We start from the raw sequence: 16,144 nt of genomic DNA, 5'->3' as shown, positions 1-16,144 counted from the left end.
GATGCAGCGCACTCTGGTCATCATGGTCAAAGAGCCTCGTCCGGGCCGCGTCAAAACCCGACTGGGGCGCGATATCGGTATGGTAGGTGCTGCATGGTGGTTCCGGCACCAGACCCGGTCGCTGATCCGGCGGCTGCGCGATCCGCGTTGGCAGATTGTGTTGGCGGTTTCCCCTGACGCAGAAGGGCTGACCAGTCGGATCTGGCCCGCCGATCTGCCACGCGCAGAGCAGGGGCGGGGTGATCTGGGCGATCGAATGGGGCGGATGCTGCGCGGGATGCCCAAAGGGCCGGTTTGCCTAATTGGGGCGGATATTCCTGGTATCACGCGCCATCATATCGCGGACGCGTTCAAGGCATTGGGTCGTTCGCAGATGGTGTTCGGCCCGGCCCCTGATGGCGGCTATTGGCTGGTCGGTGCGCAACGCTATGGCGCGTTGCCCTTCGGCTTGTTTCGGGATGTGCGCTGGTCGACAGAACATGCGCTGGCCGATACGTTGGCGTCGGTTCCCGGCTGTCGTATCGCCCTGTTGAACGAACTGCGTGATGTGGATACCGTCGCTGATTTGCACGGCTGAGCCGAAGGGACACTTTTTGGTCATGACGCGGTTGCATGCGCGTGCTAGGCCAAAGACATGAGTCGCATTCCCACCAAGCAGGAGGTCCTCGACTGGATCTCAGCGAACCCCACCCTGACCTCGAAACGCGATATCGCCAAGGCCTTCGGCATTAAGGGCGCGGATCGGATCGATCTGAAGCGCATCCTTAAGGAGCTTGAGGCCGAGGGGCATCTGGAAAAGCGCAAGCGCAACTATCGTGACCCGGATCGTCTGCCGCCGGTCAGCGTTTTGCAAGTGAAGGCCCCGAATGAAGATGGCGATCTGTTTGCGCGGCCCTTGGAATGGCATGGCGACGGGGTCGAGCCCATCGTCTTGCTGATCACCCGCGCCAGCGATCCGGCGCTGGGGGAAGGCGACCGCATTCTGGCGCGCCTGACCGTGGTGCAGGAAGAAGACCACAATTACGAAGCCCGCCTGATCCGCCGTATCGGAACCAACCCGCGCAAGATCGTAGGTATCTATCGCAAAGGGGCCGAGGGCGGGCGGATCGTGCCCATCGACAAAGCCAGTTCGACGGAATGGTTGGTGCCCGAAGGCGCGGTGCATGGGGCCAAGGATGGCGAACTGGTCGAGGCCGAACAGGCCGGACCCAAGACCCGTATGGGGCTGCCCCGTGCGCGTATCGTTGAACGTCTGGGCGATCCGACCGCCCCCAAGGCTGTCTCGCTGATTGCCATTCACCAGCACGGTATCCCGGATGATTTCCCCGATAAGGTTATTGATGAGGCGGATAAGGCCAAACCCGTTGGTCTAAAGGGCCGCGAAGACTTACGGGACATGCCGCTTCTGACCATCGACCCCTCGGATGCGCGCGACCATGATGACGCCTGCTATGCCCATGCCGATGACGATCCCAAGAACCCCGGCGGTCATGTGATCTGGGTCGCCATAGCTGATGTTGCCGCCTATGTTCAGCCGGGTACCGCGCTGGACCGCGAGGCGCGCAAGCGGGGCAATTCCAGCTATTTCCCCGACCGAGTGGTGCCGATGCTGCCGGATCGCCTGTCCGGTGATCTGTGTTCCCTGCACGAAGGTGTCCCGCGTGCTTGTATCGCCGTGCGGATGCAGATCGACGCCGAAGGCAACAAGATCGGGCATCGCTTCGTGCGCGGTCTGATGCGCTCGGCAGCGTCGCTGCATTATGCCGAGGTGCAGGAGGCCATCGACGGCACCCCCAACGACCGCACCGGACCGCTGCTAGAGACGGTACTGAAACCGCTTTACGCCGCCTATGCGGCGCTGAAAACCGCGCGGGCCGCGCGCCAGCCGCTGGAGCTGGACCTGCCGGAGCGTAAGATCGTCCTGTCCGACACGGGTGAGGTGACCAGCGTGGCGTTCCGCGACCGCTTGAATGCACATAAGCTGATCGAAGAGTTCATGATCCTTGCCAATGTCGCGGCGGCTGAAACACTGATTGCGAAACGTCGGCCCTTGCTATTCCGCGTCCACGAGGAACCCGCACCTGAAAAGCTGGAGAGCTTGCGTGAAACGGCGCAAGCCGCTGGCTTGAACCTGGCCAAGGGTCAGGTTTTGCAAACCCGTCATCTGAATGCCCTGCTGAATGCGGCTGCGGGTACCGAAGATGCGGAATTGATCAACCTGACCACCCTGCGGTCGATGGCGCAGGCCTATTACAACCCCGAGAATTTCGGACATTTTGGTCTGGCGCTGCGAAACTACGCGCATTTCACCTCGCCCATTCGTCGCTATGCTGACCTGATTGTTCACCGCGCGCTGATCACGGGCCACGGTTGGGGTGATGACGGTCTGACCGAGGAGGAAATCGCCCGACTTGATGAAACCGCAACGCATATTTCGGACACTGAGCGTCGCTCGATGATGGCTGAACGCGACACGACCGACCGCTATCTGGCGGCCTATCTCAGCGAACGCGTGGGCAATGAGTTCACGGGCCGGATCAGCGGCATCGCCCGGTTCGGAGCCTTTGTCAAAATGGACGAAACCGGGGCCGATGGTCTGGTGCCCGTGCGGTCCCTGGGGCGTGAGTTCTTTCATTTCGACCGCGAGGCCGGAACCCTGATGGGGTCGGATACCGGGTTGATCATCGCCATCGGCCAGCGCGTCACCGTGCGCCTGACCGAGGCAACCCCGGTGACAGGTGGGCTGGAGCTGGAACTGCTGTCCATCGACGATCAGGCCTTACCGCGCGGGCGCGGCCCCACCAAACGGGGCGTGCGGCGCAAGGCGGTCAGCACTAAGCGCAAGAAGGATAAAATCAAGCGCAAGGTCGAACGTAAGCGTCGTCAGAGATGATAGGTTAACGCCCGCGCGATCAACCAGCCATGGCGGGTGGCGTCGATCTGATCCACATCGTCGAACAGCACCGCCCTGTTGCCTTCAATCCGATCCTCATCGGGAAAGGCGGTCGTGAAGTCCCCCATCAAACGGCTTTGGCAGTGTACGAACAGGGCAAATGGCGCGGACTTATGTCCACCCAACCGAATGGTTGAGCCTTTGGGGGCCAGATAGGCGGGCTGACCCCAGCGCAGCGCCTCTTGCAGCGGTTGAGCATTGGGCAGGGTGTTGGCCGTCTCAAAGATCAGATCGCGCAACGCAAGCGCTCCGGCTCGGGTTTCCGGTGGCAAAGCCGCAAAGGCAGCGGCGACGGCAGGGTCTTCAATCTGGGTCATGACAGCGGCACAGCCTGTTCCATCCTGTCTACGTAAGTGTTGAGCAGGTTATCGTGTTTGATGCGCCGGGTCAGCGGTGTTTCGACGGGTGTTGCCCGCATTGCCGCCAGCATGGGACCAACGCTCATATCCGCCGCCGTGGGCTGATCACCCAGCAAAAACGGTGATTGCCACAGATAGGCCGAGATCGCCTCAAGGTCGCGTTCGACCCGCTCAAGACGTTCGTTTAGGGAAAAGCGACCGATGCCCTGAGCGTTGATGCCTTTCAGAACGGATTTGCGGATTGCACTAGAGGCCGGTTTGCGGATTAGGGCTGGAATGCCGTTAAAGAACATCTCGCGCAGGATGGGCCAGACCTCATCATTGCCCCAGCGATCCAGGACGATGTGAAAATAGAGATGTTCCTCGGCCATGCGGATCAAGGCGCGGGATTGCGCCTTTTCAACATCCGACAAGCCCGCGTCGAAATCGGCCCCTTGCTGTTCCAGCCAATCGCGGATCAGATCGCTGTCCGGGACCAAACGCTCGGGCGTACGTAGCACAGGCAGCTTCTGATGGGGCATCTTACGCGCGTCCAGAATGTCGGACCGTTGCCAGGTCTGGCCGGATTTTTGCAGCATCAGTGCGGTTTTCACGCAGAACGGGCTGGCGCTGAACAAGCCAAAAGCAGATGGGTAAGTGAGAAGAGTCAGCATCAGGGGCTCCATCATTGGGGATGGCCGGACCTTAAACACGTCTGATGACATTTTCTGACATTAGGGGTAAGCTAATATCCGATATGTCCCGCACCGCCCGCCTGTTCCAATTGATGCAAGCCTTACGCTCTGGCCCGTCACCGAAAACTTCGGTTCAATTGGCTGACGACCTCGGCGTGTCTCCCCGTACGATCCACCGCGATATCGATGCGCTGCGCGGCCTTGGCGCGGTTATTGATGGTGAGGCCGGGTTCGGGTTCACGTTGATCGAAGACGCAACCCTGCCGCCGCTGGGATTTACCGATGATGAGCTTGAGGCGCTGGTTCTGGGACTGCGCGAAGTGCAGGTGATCGGCGATCCTGCACTGGCTGACGCTGCCAGCGCGGCACTGCGCAAACTTCAAGGACGGCTGCCGCCGCGCCAATCCCACCGACTGAGTCACGCGGTGCTGGCTGCAACGCGATTCAACCGCCCCCCTGCGCCGACCATCGAAGTTGCCGATCTGCGGCAGGCCACATGGGATGAACGCACAGTCGAATTCGCATATACCGACGCCAAGGGAGATGAGACCCGCAGGCGGGTGGACCCCTTGAGCATCGTCTACATGGACCGCTCGAATGTCTTGCTCAGTTGGTGCCATCTCAGGCAGGATTTCCGCGTCTTTCGGTTGGATCGCATGCGGGAAATGTCGGTGACAGATCAAAGCTTTCGTCCAAATCGTATACCAATGCTGCGCGATGTTATTGCCCAGATTCGTGCAAAGCGTGCCGCACATGAGCAGGATGAAAACACCTAAGACCTTTGAGAATTGCCGATTTTGCACTATCCTTGAAGTTGAGCAGTACTCAGGAAAAAAATCGGAATGCATAAATGCATAGGTGGCGTAATGACCGCCGCATTATGGGCATCCATCGTGCAGGCGTCAGCGGCAGAAGACGCCCCCAGGCCCGAGATTCGGCCTGTGGGTGGCGAAATTCAATTGGCTTCGGCGGATGTTACAACATCCCTGCGACCGGTGCCCCGACCCACGGTTGAGGTCGTGCGAGCGTCCTCGGCAGGAAACGCCCGGTTTCAGGCCTGGCTTGGGGCGTTTGAGGACCGGGCGCGGGATCAGGGTATCTCGCAATCTACGCTGGGCCACGCCTTGGCGGACCTGTCCTATGATCTGGACGTTATCAAGCGGGATCGCAATCAAGCTGAATTCTCAAAGCCGATTTGGGAGTATCTGGACAGCGCCGTCTCGGATACACGCATCGCAAATGGCCGTGCGGCGCTGGATCGGCACCAAAAGGTCCTAAAGCGGATCGAGGCTCAATACGGCGTCGAGAAAGAGGTCGTAACCGCGATCTGGGGGTTAGAGACATCGTTCGGTACCTATCGGGGCAGTAACCCGACGATCCGGTCTTTGGCGACACTGGCCTTTGATGCGCGGCGCGCATCCTTCTTTGAAACCCAGCTGATTGCGGCTTTACAGATCATTCAGGCAGGCGATGTCAGTGCGGGCCGGATGATCGGCAGTTGGGCTGGGGCGATGGGGCATACGCAGTTCATGCCGACCTCGTACCTAGATCATGCGGTTGATTTCGACGGCGATGGGCGGCGCGATATCTGGTCGGACGACCCAACCGACGCGCTGGCCTCGGCGGCGGCCTATCTGGCCCGGCACGGCTGGACCAAGGGGCAGCCTTGGGGTGTCGAAGTGCGCCTGCCCGAGGGGTTCGACTATGCCACGGCCAAACGGGATTACACCTTGATGCCGTCGGAGTGGGCGACACTAGGTGTGGTTGGACGCGATGGTAAACCTGTTGCCGATCACGGGCAGGCCGCGATCCTTCTACCCGCTGGCGGGCAGGGCGTAGCGCTGATGATCTTCGATAATTTCAGTGTGATTGAGAGCTATAACGGGGCAGATGCCTATGTCATCGGGATCGGCCACCTGTCCGACCGTCTGGCCGGTCGCGCACCGTTTCAGGCCCCTTGGCCACGCGGCGACCGGGTGCTGAGCTTTACCGAGAAGAAGGAACTACAAACCCGACTGACCAAAGCTGGATTTGATACGCAAGGCATCGATGGGCGGACAGGACCAAACACGATCAACGCCGTACGGGCTTATCAATTGGCGCAGGGATTGGTGCCGGACGGGTACCCAACGTTGAAGCTGTTAGAGCGGTTGCGGTGGGTGGGGAGGTGAACGATTTTAGTTGTCGCGGGGTCCGCGATGCGGGACAAACCGGACTTGCGCACATGCCACTATTGCTGACGCAGAAAGCTCTCGCTCATGCTGAGGGATAAATTCGGCGGCGCGGCGGGTATTCTCTAAACCGGCCGTTCAAGAGCAACAAACCCGCAGGATTCTAGGCCGACCCATCGCTGCGATCATTTTCAGTCCGTAACCAGTCCAAGAATGCCTCCGCACCCTGAGACATCTGCCGTTCCGTGAAAACGACAAAGTAACCCGCGTTTTCAATTCTGACATCGGACAATCTGACAAGCGTTCCATCGCCAAATTCGGGCCCGACCAGATCATCCCAAAGGGCGATCCCCTGGCCATCCACGACCGCCTGAACCCGGCTGTTCGAGTCTGGGATGGTCAAGCTGGACCGGCTGGGCGAGTAGGGCAGCCCCGCGGCTTGATGCCAGGCGCGCCAACCTTCATCGCCCGAGCTGTCGCCCAAGAGCGGAAGCTGCCTGACCGCCTCGGCTAGACCAAGCTGCCTTACCTGCTCTGCGACTGCGCGGTTGGCAGTTGGAACGGCAGGCAGGGACAGAAGAAGTTCTCTTTTGTGACCCTCCCAGCCGCCAATTCCCCAGAGGATAGCCATGTCGACTTTGACAGATCTCATCATCTTGACGGAGTTGATCGGTTCGATCCGCAGGCTGATACCGGGATTGGCCTCGAAGAACCGTGTGAGCCTTGGCGATAACCACCGCGACGAGAAGTAGGTCAGCGCGCCAACGGTCACGGCGCCTGATGCGGTGCCACGCAGGTCTTCGATTTCACGGTCGATCTGGCTCAGGGCCGTTTGGGACACATGCCACAACCTGCGCCCTTCCTCCGTCAATTCCAGTTTGGCGTGCGCACGCTCGAACAGGCGAAAGCCGAGCTCGGCTTCAAGCTTGCCCACCTGGTAACTGATCGACCCTTTCGACTGATGCACCTCGTTCGCCGCCTTGGTCATCGACAGATTGCGGGCAACGGCATCAAAGGTCTTGAGGGCATCATAAGAACGAAAGCGCATAAATATTGTCTAATTTTTTCGAACGACTTGTGCAAATCATTAGATTTGCGCCAAGGCCGCATTACAGAATATCCAAAACTTAATGCGTGGCATCCATCTGTCCTTGTCGAAGATCACCCGCAGGCGTCTAACAACTCTGAACGGTGAATTACATGACAGCCGACCTCTCTCACTATCGTTTCGTTGCCAAGGCTTTGCTGAACAAGGGCGCGCGCCCGCGCGAGCTTGCCCGCACCATGCCTGCCCATCCACTGAGCTACATGGAACTGCCCTTCGATCCCGAATACACGCTCTACAACTCGCGCCTGACACCAGAGAAACTCGACACCGCCACGGATGACGAGATGTATTGGGCCGTGCGCACCAATGTCATTTTCCGCCACACCGGCGAGTTGCCGATCGAGATCAGCGGACCTGATGCCGAAACCCTGTTGAACAAGGTGTTCACACGGAGCGTCAGCAAGGTAAAGCCGGGTCGCTGCTCCTATCAATTTGCGTGCTATCACGATGGCGGCATGATCACTGATGGGGTGCTGCTACGGTTGTCGCAGGATAGGTTCTGGATGGCGCAGGCCGACGGCGACCTGTTCAGCTGGTACAAGGCTCACGCCGAGGGGCTGGACGTGAAAATCCACGACCCGAATGTCTGGGTCAGCCAGATTCAGGGTCCGCGGTCACTGGAATTGCTAGCCGCGGTACTGGACGGACCGATGCCCGATCCTTTCCGCTATTTCGATTGCGCCGAGGTCTCCATCGCGGGCCAGACCTGCTGGATCAGCCGTTCGGGCTTCACCAATGAGCTCGGCTGGGAGGTCTATATGTTGCCCGACACCGACATCCCGGCCATCGGCGACCGGATCATGGAGGTCGGTGCTGCGTTCGATATCCTGCTGACCGGAACGCCGGTGTTCCGCGCACGGCGGATCGAGGCCGGATTGCTCAATGCCGGGTCGGATTTCGGAGCGGAGACGACGCCGTTTGAGGCAGGGCTTGGCGGTTTTGTCGAGTTCGACGACCGTGACTTTGTAGGATGCAAAGCACTGGAAGCCGCCGATAAATCCTGCCGCACCTGGGGCATGCGCGTATCCGGCGGCGTGGCGCAGCTTGGCCGCGTCATGACCATTGATGGCAAGGATGTCGGCCGGGTCTGCTCCTCGGGCTATTCGCCCTATCAGGGCTGTGGTGTCTGCATCGTGCGCATGGATGACCCCGCGCAGGGTCCGGGCACAAAGGTAGACGTGCTCTGCGCTGATGGATCCACCCAGAGCGGCGAGTTGTGTACCCTGCCCATGTATGATGCAGACCGCCTGATCCCCCGCGGTAGACTAGTGGATATCCCGACAAAGCAGGTCGCTGCAGAATGAGGTCAGTCTTGGCGAATACGAGTCACGCAATCCGGTCTGGCAACAGATCAAGAAACCCAGCAAGCGCCGGATTGTGTGTCTCCCGATGCCACACAGCCGAAATGTCGACCACCTTGCCCACATCCCGGATGGGAACGGCGCTGAGGCCCGCGCGTTTCGCGTGCACCACGTTTTCGGGGTAGATCAGAATGCCCATCCCCAGCAAAACAAAGGTAAAGAACTCGTCGCGCAGATACGCGACCTGCCCGGTCTTGGGGACAAACCCCCGTTCAAGGCAAAGATCACGTACAAGATTGGTAAAGGGCAGCCAGGGCGTGTCGCCGACAAGAAAGGTCTCATCGCGCAATTCTGCGAGGTCGATGGCGTCGCGCGAGGCCAGAGGGTGATGGTCAGGCAAGACGACAGCCAGAGCCTCGCGCGAGATCGGACGATGGTTCAGATCGGGCGGCAGCCGATCCATGAAGTGCCAGATAAATGCGATATCGACCTGGCCGTTCAGCAGCAGTTCGATTTGCCTTGGACTGGGATAGAACCGCACGCCGATCTTCACATTGGGCGTCTGCCCGCGAAAGGTTTCGATGATTTCGGGAAGCTGCCCGAGAATGGCAAAATCAGTGTAGGTGATGTTGAGGCTGCCCCGTTGCCCGGCAGCGACATCACTGGCGTTCTGGGTGATCTGATAAACCAGATCGAAAAGCTCACCCAGCCGCGCATAAAGCGCCTCACCCGCCTTGGTCGTTCCGACGGTATGGGAAGAGCGGTCAAGCACCGGAAATCCAAGCTCGGCCTCAAGCGACTGAACTGTTTTGGTGAGCGCCGATTGCGAGGTGTGAAGCACCTCGGCCGCTTTCCGATAGCCACCGCTTTCTACGATGGTCTTGAATACAAGGAACTGGCGCAGGGTGAGGTTCATAGCGATATCCAAAAGTTATCAATTTATGACCCATTGATATTATGCAGCGCGTCGCGCCTGTGCAATGGTCTGCGCGATCACGCAAAACAGGGGCATCCGTCGTGAAGCTGACAACATCCTATTTCCCGGCACAGCCCGGAGCCGAGATACGCGACATCACCGTTGGCAGCTTGCTGCGCGAGGTTGCCGCGGGGCATCCGGCATCGATGGCCATGGTGGATGTGGATGACAGCGGGTTTTGCGGCGATCACTGGACGTATGCCGAATTGCTGGAGCGGTCCAAGCAATTGGCCCTGGCGCTCAGCACGCGCTATTTGCCCGGCGAGCGGGTCGTCGTCTGGGCACCCAATATCCCCGAATGGATCTTCATGGAATATGCCTGCGGTCTTGCGGGGCTGGTTCTGGTTACTGCCAATCCGTCCTTTCAGGCCTCCGAGCTCAAATATGTGCTGGAGCAATCCGGTGCTGTTGGCCTGTTCATGGTTGATGAGTTCAGGGGCAACCCGATGGCTGAGATTGCGCGCGAGGCGATAAGCGGCAACACAGCTTTGCGCGAGGTTGTCAATCTGGAAGACGAGGATGCGCTCTACGCCCGTGGAGAACGGCCCGCCGTGCTGCCGGACGTCCAGCCGGATGATGCCGCGCAGATTCAGTACACCTCGGGAACAACTGGTTTCCCCAAAGGCGCGGTGCTCAGCCACAAGAATCTTGTGAACAACGCCCGACTTTTCTGTGCCCGCAAACAGGTTGGGCCGCACTCGGTTTGGGCCAATTTCATGCCGCTCTTTCACACGGCGGGCTGTGCCACAGGGGCGCTCGGCTGCCTTCAAGCCGCTTGCAAAATGCTGCTGATCAAGCGGTTCGACGCGGATGTCTTTGCGCGATTGATCGAGGAACAGGGCGTCACAACCTGTTTTGCCGTTCCCACCATGTTGTTCAATCTGCTGGAATCGCTGGGTAGAACCCCACGCGACATGTCCTCGCTTGAGGTCATTACGACAGGCGGTGCACCGGTGCCGCCCGATCTGGTTCGCCGGGTGCGGGACCGCCTGGGGTGTCACTTGCTCAGTGCCTTCGGACAGACGGAACACAGCCCGATGATCTGCCTGAACCCGGTCGAGGCCACGCTTGAACAGATCGTGGAAACCGCAGGCCCGCCCTTGCCGCAAACCGAGGTGTCGATCCGCTCAACCAAAGACAGCACAGTGCTTCCGATTGGCGAGGTGGGCGAGATTTGCGCGCGATCCTATGCGGCGATGATCGGATACAATGACAATCCAGAAGCAACCGCCGCCGCTATCGACGCAGACGGCTGGCTGCATACCGGTGATCTGGGCACGATGGATACCCAGGGGTTTGTGCGGGTGACTGGCCGCGTGAAAGACATGATCATCCGTGGCGGTGAAAACCACTTCCCGGCCGAGATCGAAGCGGTTCTTGTAACCCACCCGAACGTGGCGCAGGTGGCCGTGGTCGGCCTGCCTGATGAAAAATGGGGGGAGGTGATCGCGGCGTTCGTCCTATCTGACACGGCACCTGGCGTTGACGCATTGCGCACCCATTGCCGGACGCATCTGTCCGCGCAGAAAACGCCGTCGGTCTGGGTCCACGTGCTGGAATTCCCTCTGACAGGCTCTGGCAAGGTGCAGAAATTCGCCATTCGTGAGAAGTTCCTCGCAGGCAATTACGGAGAGGTACTGCAATGAGCGTGCGCGTTGAACAGGACGGTCCAATCTGGACCGTGATCCATTCCCGCCCTGAAGCCCGCAATGCCATGGACCCGGAAAGCGCCACGGCCCTCTTTGAGGCATTCCAAGCTTTCGATGCAGACACGACCGCGCGCGTGGCGGTGTTCTGGGGTGAAGGCGGGGCCTTTTGCGCCGGGTGGGACCTGAAACATGCAGCTTCCCTTGCCGGGGCCGAGGCGCTTGATCCGTTCGATTTCCCTGAGGAAGGTGAACCTCCGATGGCCGCCATGGGACCCAGCCGGTTGGAGTTGTCCAAACCTGTGATCGCCGCTGTTTCCGGACCAGCGGTTGCAGGCGGCATGGAATTGGCGCTCTGGTGCGATATCCGGGTGATGGAAGAGAGTGCCTTCATGGGTGTCTACTGCCGCCGCTGGGGTATTCCGCTGATCGACGGCGGCACGGTGCGCTTGCCACGCTTGGTGGGCGAAGGTCGCGCGATGGATTTGATCCTGACCGGGCGGCGCGTAGATGCGGATGAGGCGCTGCGGATTGGATTGTGCGAATACGTCGTGCCTGAAGGCGACGCGCGAACCAAAGCCGAAGCCCTGGCCCATGACATCGCCCGTTTCCCCCAAAGCTGTATGCGGGCGGATCGCCAGTCCGTGCGGTCTCAGTACGGATTGCCGATGCGCGATGCGTTGCAGCAGGAATGGCGAGGCAGCAAGGCCGAGGTCACCAAAGGCATTGAAGGCGCCACCCGGTTCGCCAAAGGCAAGGGCCGGGGTGGAGATTTCGGCGATGTATGACCTAAAGCTCGCGACATCTCATGTTCCGGCCCAGTCCGACATGGAAACGCGTGAGATCACCATAGGAGCGTTGCTGCGCGAGGTGGCTGCGGAGCGACCGGATGCCGAGGCTTTGGTGGAAATCCGACAGGACGGATCAGAAGGGCGGCGCTGGACCTATACCGAACTGCTGGCCGACGCCGAGCGGCTGGCCATGGCGCTATCCACTCGGTTTGCGCCCGGCGAACGGGTGGTAATCTGGTCTCCCAACAGCCCAGAATGGGTCCTGATGGAATATGCTTGCGCGCTGTCCGGTCTGGTGCTCGTCACAGCGAACCCGGCCTTTCAGGCGCGCGAGCTGGCCTATGTTTTGGAGCAGTCCGGCGCGGTTGCCCTGTTCCTTGTCGAGGAATTCCGCGGCAACCCGATGGGCCGGATTGGGGCTGAGGTCGCTACGAGTATCCCATCGGTGCGCGAAGTCACGGGCATGGACAGCGCCGTGCTTTACGCGGAAGGGGCCCGCCCGCCTGCTTTGCCCGAAGTCACCCCGAGCGACGCCGCAATGATCCAGTATACGTCAGGGACGACTGGCTTTCCCAAAGGGGCGGTGCTGAGCCATCGCGGGCTGGTCAACAATGCGCGCTTCTACGCGTCCCGTTGCGGCGCAACCAAGGCGACGACCTGGGTCAACATCATGCCGATGTTTCACACCTCGGGCTGCGGTATGGTCACCCTTGGCTGCCTGCAGGCGGGCTGCCGAATGGTGCTGGTCAGCCTGTTTGATCCGGATGTTGTGCTTGACCGGTTGGAAGCGAACGGCGCGGACATCATCCTTGGCGTGCCGACCATGGTGGTGGCGCTGCTTGACGCGCAGGAAAAGCGCCCGCGCGACCTGTCGGCCCTGAAGCTTGTCAGCTGCGGCGGCTCGATGGTGGCCCCCGAATTGGTGCGCCGGGTGCAGACCCTGATGGGCGCCGGGTTTTCGACGCTCTATGGCCAGACCGAGCATTGTCCGGTGATCACGCAACACCATTTGTCAGACAGTATCGACGACATCTGCAACACGGCTGGCCAGCCGGTTGCGCAAACCGAGGTCTCGATCCGGGACATCGCTGACAATCATCCCGTGGCAATCGGCGAAATCGGAGAGATTTGCGCACGCGGCCCCTGTGTCATGCTGGAATACAATGACAACCCGAAAGCCACTGCCGAGACCGTGGATGCAGAGGGCTGGTTGCATACCGGCGATCTGGGCCGGATGGATGCGCGCGGCTACGTCACCGTCACTGGACGCGTCAAAGAGATGATCATCCGCGGCGGCGAGAACCATTTCCCGGCCGAGATCGAGAACTGCCTGTTGGAACACGCGAGCGTAGCCGAGGTCGCTGTGGTTGGCCTGCCGGACCCGAAATGGGGCGAATTGATCGGGGCCTTCCTCCGCGGCACAGGACCACTGGATAGGTCCGCGTTGCATGCCTACTGCCGCGCGAACATGTCGCCGCAGAAAACCCCGAATGTCTGGGTGCAGGTCGAGGGCTTTCCCCTGACGGGCTCGGGCAAAATCCAGAAATTCGTTCTCCGCGACCGTTTCGTCGCCGGGGAATTCACTGAACTCTGAACAACAGGACACGCCATGCAAGACGCCACAAAACATTACATCAATGGACAATGGGTCGCTTCGATTGACGGTCGGGAAATGGCCGTGGAAGACCCCTCGACGGAAGAGAAGATCGCCATGATCACTTTGGGTGGTGTCGCTGATGCTGACGCGGCCATCGCCGCGGCCAAGGCCGCGTTTGCAGGCTGGGCGAAGACAAAGCCAGATGCGCGGATAGCCGCGCTGGAACGGCTAATGGACATCTACAAGGACCGTGCGGGCGAAATGGCACAGGCAATAAGCCACGAAATGGGCGCGCCGTTTGCCTTGGCGAAAACGGCTCAGGTGGGGGCCGGGGCCGGGCATCTGAAAAACACCATCCGCACGGCAAAGGGTTTCGCGTTCGAGTGTCCTTTGGGCGACCACGCGCCGGGTGACATGATCCTCTATGAACCGGTCGGGGTCTGCGCCCTGATCACGCCGTGGAACTGGCCGATGAACCAGGTGATGCTCAAGGTTGCGCCCGCACTCGCTGCGGGATGTACGATGGTGCTGAAACCGGCTGAGCAGGCCCCGCTCAGCGCCATGCTGCTGGCCGAGATGATCGACGCGGCCGGTTTTCCGCCCGGCGTGTTCAACCTCGTGAACGGGGATGGTGCGGGAGTTGGTGCACATCTGACCGCGCACCCGGATGTGGATATGGTCAGCTTTACCGGCTCGACGCGCGCTGGTGTCGCGATCAGCAAAGCCGCTGCGGATACGGTCAAACGTGTCAACCTGGAGCTGGGCGGCAAGGGTGCGAACATTATCTTTGCCGATGCCGATGAAAAGGCGGTCACACGCGGCGTGCGCCACTGCTTCAACAATACTGGCCAGTCCTGCAATGCGCCTACAAGGATGCTGGTGGAACGCCCGATCTATGATGCGGCTGTTGAAACCGCCCGGGCGGTGGCCGGGAAAACCGAAGTGGGCCCTGCCGATGTCGAGGGTCGCCAGATCGGCCCGGTTGTCTCGGGGGTCCAGTTCAACAGGATCCAATACTACCTCAAGCAGGGAATCGACGAAGGTGCCAGGCTCGTGGCCGGTGGGATGGGCAAGCCGGAGGGGTTGAGCACCGGGCATTTCGTCCGGCCCACGGTCTTTGCCGATGTCACACCCGACATGACCATCTGGCGTGAGGAAATCTTTGGACCGGTTCTTACCATGACACCTTTCGATACTGAAGAAGAGGCAATCACACTGGCCAACGACACACCTTATGGGTTGACCAATTATGTCCAGACCGCTGACAAGTCTCGCGCCCGCCGGGTGGCACGGCGGCTGCGCTCGGGTATGGTCGAAGTGAACGGTAAATTCGGCGGGGCCGGAACACCCTTCGGTGGAATGAAACAATCGGGTACTGGTCGTGAAGGCGGTGTCTGGGGGCTGGAGGAGTTTCTGGAGGTCAAGGCCGTCAGCGACTGGGGGGGAGCATGACAAAGGTTCTTTACGAAAAAGATGGCCGGATCGGGCGGATCACCCTGAACCGACCTGAGGTGATGAATGCCATCGACGACGATCTGCCGCGCGAGTTGGCGGCAGCGGTGGCGCAGGCGGATGCCGATCGGGACGTGCACGTGATGGTGCTGTCCGGTGCCGGCAAGGCGTTTTGTGCGGGCTACGATCTGGCCCATTATGCCGAAGGCAATGGCCCCAACCAGGTCGTGCAGGAGATGCCCTGGGATCCGATGCAGGATTTCCAGTTCATGTGGGCCAACACGCAGGCCTTCATGTCGCTCTTCCGGGCGATGAAGCCGGTGATCTGCAAGGTTCATGGCTTTGCCGTCGCGGGCGGTTCGGACATCGCGCTTTGTGCAGACGTGACGATCATGGGGGACACAGCGCAGATCGGGTACATGCCCACCCGCGTCTGGGGCTGCCCGACCACGGCGATGTGGGTACACAGGTTGGGGCCGGAAAAGGCCAAGCGGATGATGTTCACAGGCGACAAGGTGACTGGAATTGAGGCGGCCAATATGGGGCTGGTCCTGAAATCCGTACCCGATGACCAATTGGATGACGAGGTCGAAGCGCTGGCTGCGCGCATGGCGACGGTACCTATCAACCAGTTGGCCATGCAGAAAATGGTGATAAATTCCGCCGTCGAGGAAAAGATCAACCAGACACAGCGCCTTGCGACCGTGTTCGACGGCATCACGCGACATTCACCCGAAGGACTAAACTTCAAGGCCCGGGTCGAAGAGGTCGGCTGGAAGCGGGCGGTGCAGGAACGCGACGACGGTACGTTTGATTGGACCCGCAATAAGCCCTTCGATTGACAAATACCTCGAATTACCTGGGACCAACCGTTCGCGTTGGCGTGCCAAATTACGACAAAGCCCCGCCGCCCGAGTATAGGATAGGTAGAACCCGCTGCACTCCGAACGAATGGCTGGTTTTCCTGCCGCAAAACAGCGCCTTTGCCAATGCATCCGCAGCAATTTGTCCGCTGCGAGCGCACGCAGCACAGAAAACGAATTTACAGCTTGGGCTCGAAGCCGACATTGTCATGGGGCCAAATCCCAAAGAAAAAGGCGGCTGTCAAAGCCGCCT

Annotated in this window: 14 protein-coding genes; 10 read left to right on the top strand and 4 right to left on the bottom strand. The window is 60.2% G+C overall.

Annotated elements, in window-relative coordinates; translation table 11 throughout:
- Position 1 precedes the first annotated feature (1 nt).
- Together ACR0JX_RS08770 and rnr are read left to right on the top strand one after the other, a co-directional pair.
- Positions 2-577, top strand: coding sequence for a TIGR04282 family arsenosugar biosynthesis glycosyltransferase (locus ACR0JX_RS08770; RefSeq protein WP_480543210.1), 576 nt, complete (start codon positions 2-4; stop codon positions 575-577).
- Positions 578-634: 57 nt separating this feature from the next.
- Complete coding sequence (gene rnr, locus ACR0JX_RS08765) at positions 635-2,893, top strand: ribonuclease R (RefSeq protein ID WP_480543208.1); 2,259 nt, start codon at positions 635-637, stop codon at positions 2,891-2,893.
- Here the strand turns inward: rnr and ACR0JX_RS08760 are convergent.
- Entirely contained in the window at positions 2,884-3,270 is a 387-nt protein-coding gene (locus ACR0JX_RS08760; protein ID WP_480543206.1) for a DUF1801 domain-containing protein, read from the bottom strand. The two genes, rnr and ACR0JX_RS08760, sit on opposite strands and share 10 nt — an antisense overlap.
- On the bottom strand, positions 3,267-3,965 hold the full coding sequence (locus tag ACR0JX_RS08755) for a glutathione S-transferase family protein (RefSeq protein ID WP_480543204.1): 699 nt from the start codon (positions 3,963-3,965) through the stop codon (positions 3,267-3,269). Before ACR0JX_RS08755 ends, ACR0JX_RS08760 begins: the two co-directional genes overlap by 4 nt.
- 83 nt (positions 3,966-4,048) lie before the next feature.
- Here ACR0JX_RS08755 and ACR0JX_RS08750 point away from each other — a divergent pair, with 83 nt between their 5' ends.
- Together ACR0JX_RS08750 and ACR0JX_RS08745 are read left to right on the top strand one after the other, a co-directional pair.
- The gene (locus ACR0JX_RS08750) at positions 4,049-4,762 is read left to right on the top strand and encodes a helix-turn-helix transcriptional regulator (RefSeq protein ID WP_480543202.1); all 714 of its coding nucleotides are present in this window, start codon (positions 4,049-4,051) and stop codon (positions 4,760-4,762) included.
- Between the two features lie 90 nt (positions 4,763-4,852).
- Positions 4,853-6,157: a lytic murein transglycosylase gene (locus ACR0JX_RS08745; RefSeq protein WP_480543200.1), complete on the top strand. Its 1,305-nt coding sequence runs from the start codon at positions 4,853-4,855 to the stop codon at positions 6,155-6,157.
- Positions 6,158-6,320: 163 nt separating this feature from the next.
- Here the strand turns inward: ACR0JX_RS08745 and ACR0JX_RS08740 are convergent, their stop codons facing one another.
- Complete coding sequence (locus ACR0JX_RS08740; protein ID WP_480543198.1) at positions 6,321-7,205, bottom strand: LysR substrate-binding domain-containing protein; 885 nt, start codon at positions 7,203-7,205, stop codon at positions 6,321-6,323.
- A 152-nt stretch (positions 7,206-7,357) separates the two neighbouring features.
- Here ACR0JX_RS08740 and ACR0JX_RS08735 point away from each other — a divergent pair, with 152 nt between their 5' ends.
- On the top strand, positions 7,358-8,569 hold the full coding sequence (locus ACR0JX_RS08735) for an aminomethyl transferase family protein (RefSeq protein ID WP_480543196.1): 1,212 nt from the start codon (positions 7,358-7,360) through the stop codon (positions 8,567-8,569).
- A gap of 22 nt (positions 8,570-8,591) precedes the next feature.
- On the opposite strand, the gene ACR0JX_RS08730 is transcribed toward ACR0JX_RS08735, so the two are convergent.
- Positions 8,592-9,482: a LysR family transcriptional regulator gene (locus tag ACR0JX_RS08730; RefSeq protein ID WP_480543194.1), complete on the bottom strand. Its 891-nt coding sequence runs from the start codon at positions 9,480-9,482 to the stop codon at positions 8,592-8,594.
- A 101-nt stretch (positions 9,483-9,583) separates the two neighbouring features.
- On the opposite strand from ACR0JX_RS08730, the gene ACR0JX_RS08725 reads away from it, so the two are divergent.
- Genes ACR0JX_RS08725 through ACR0JX_RS08705 form a run of 5 tightly spaced genes read left to right on the top strand, consistent with a single transcriptional unit; the run spans position 9,584 to position 15,870 of the window.
- Positions 9,584-11,188 carry a class I adenylate-forming enzyme family protein gene (locus ACR0JX_RS08725; protein WP_480543192.1) on the top strand — a complete coding sequence of 535 codons (1,605 nt, stop codon included), beginning with the start codon at positions 9,584-9,586 and terminating at the stop codon, positions 11,186-11,188.
- Positions 11,185-11,976 carry a crotonase/enoyl-CoA hydratase family protein gene (locus tag ACR0JX_RS08720; protein WP_480543190.1) on the top strand — a complete coding sequence of 264 codons (792 nt, stop codon included), beginning with the start codon at positions 11,185-11,187 and terminating at the stop codon, positions 11,974-11,976. Before ACR0JX_RS08725 ends, ACR0JX_RS08720 begins: the two co-directional genes overlap by 4 nt.
- Complete coding sequence (locus ACR0JX_RS08715) at positions 11,969-13,573, top strand: class I adenylate-forming enzyme family protein (RefSeq protein ID WP_480543188.1); 1,605 nt, start codon at positions 11,969-11,971, stop codon at positions 13,571-13,573. The genes ACR0JX_RS08720 and ACR0JX_RS08715 overlap by 8 nt, the downstream gene beginning before the upstream one ends.
- Before the next feature lie 15 nt (positions 13,574-13,588).
- Positions 13,589-15,028, top strand: coding sequence for an aldehyde dehydrogenase family protein (locus ACR0JX_RS08710; protein ID WP_480543186.1), 1,440 nt, complete (start codon positions 13,589-13,591; stop codon positions 15,026-15,028).
- Complete coding sequence (locus tag ACR0JX_RS08705; RefSeq protein WP_480543184.1) at positions 15,025-15,870, top strand: crotonase/enoyl-CoA hydratase family protein; 846 nt, start codon at positions 15,025-15,027, stop codon at positions 15,868-15,870. The genes ACR0JX_RS08710 and ACR0JX_RS08705 overlap by 4 nt, the downstream gene beginning before the upstream one ends.
- Positions 15,871-16,144 lie beyond the last annotated feature (274 nt).

It is taken from the genome of Ruegeria sp. AH7, from assembly GCF_056541325.1.
This window is presented reverse-complemented; position numbering and strand designations above follow the sequence as displayed.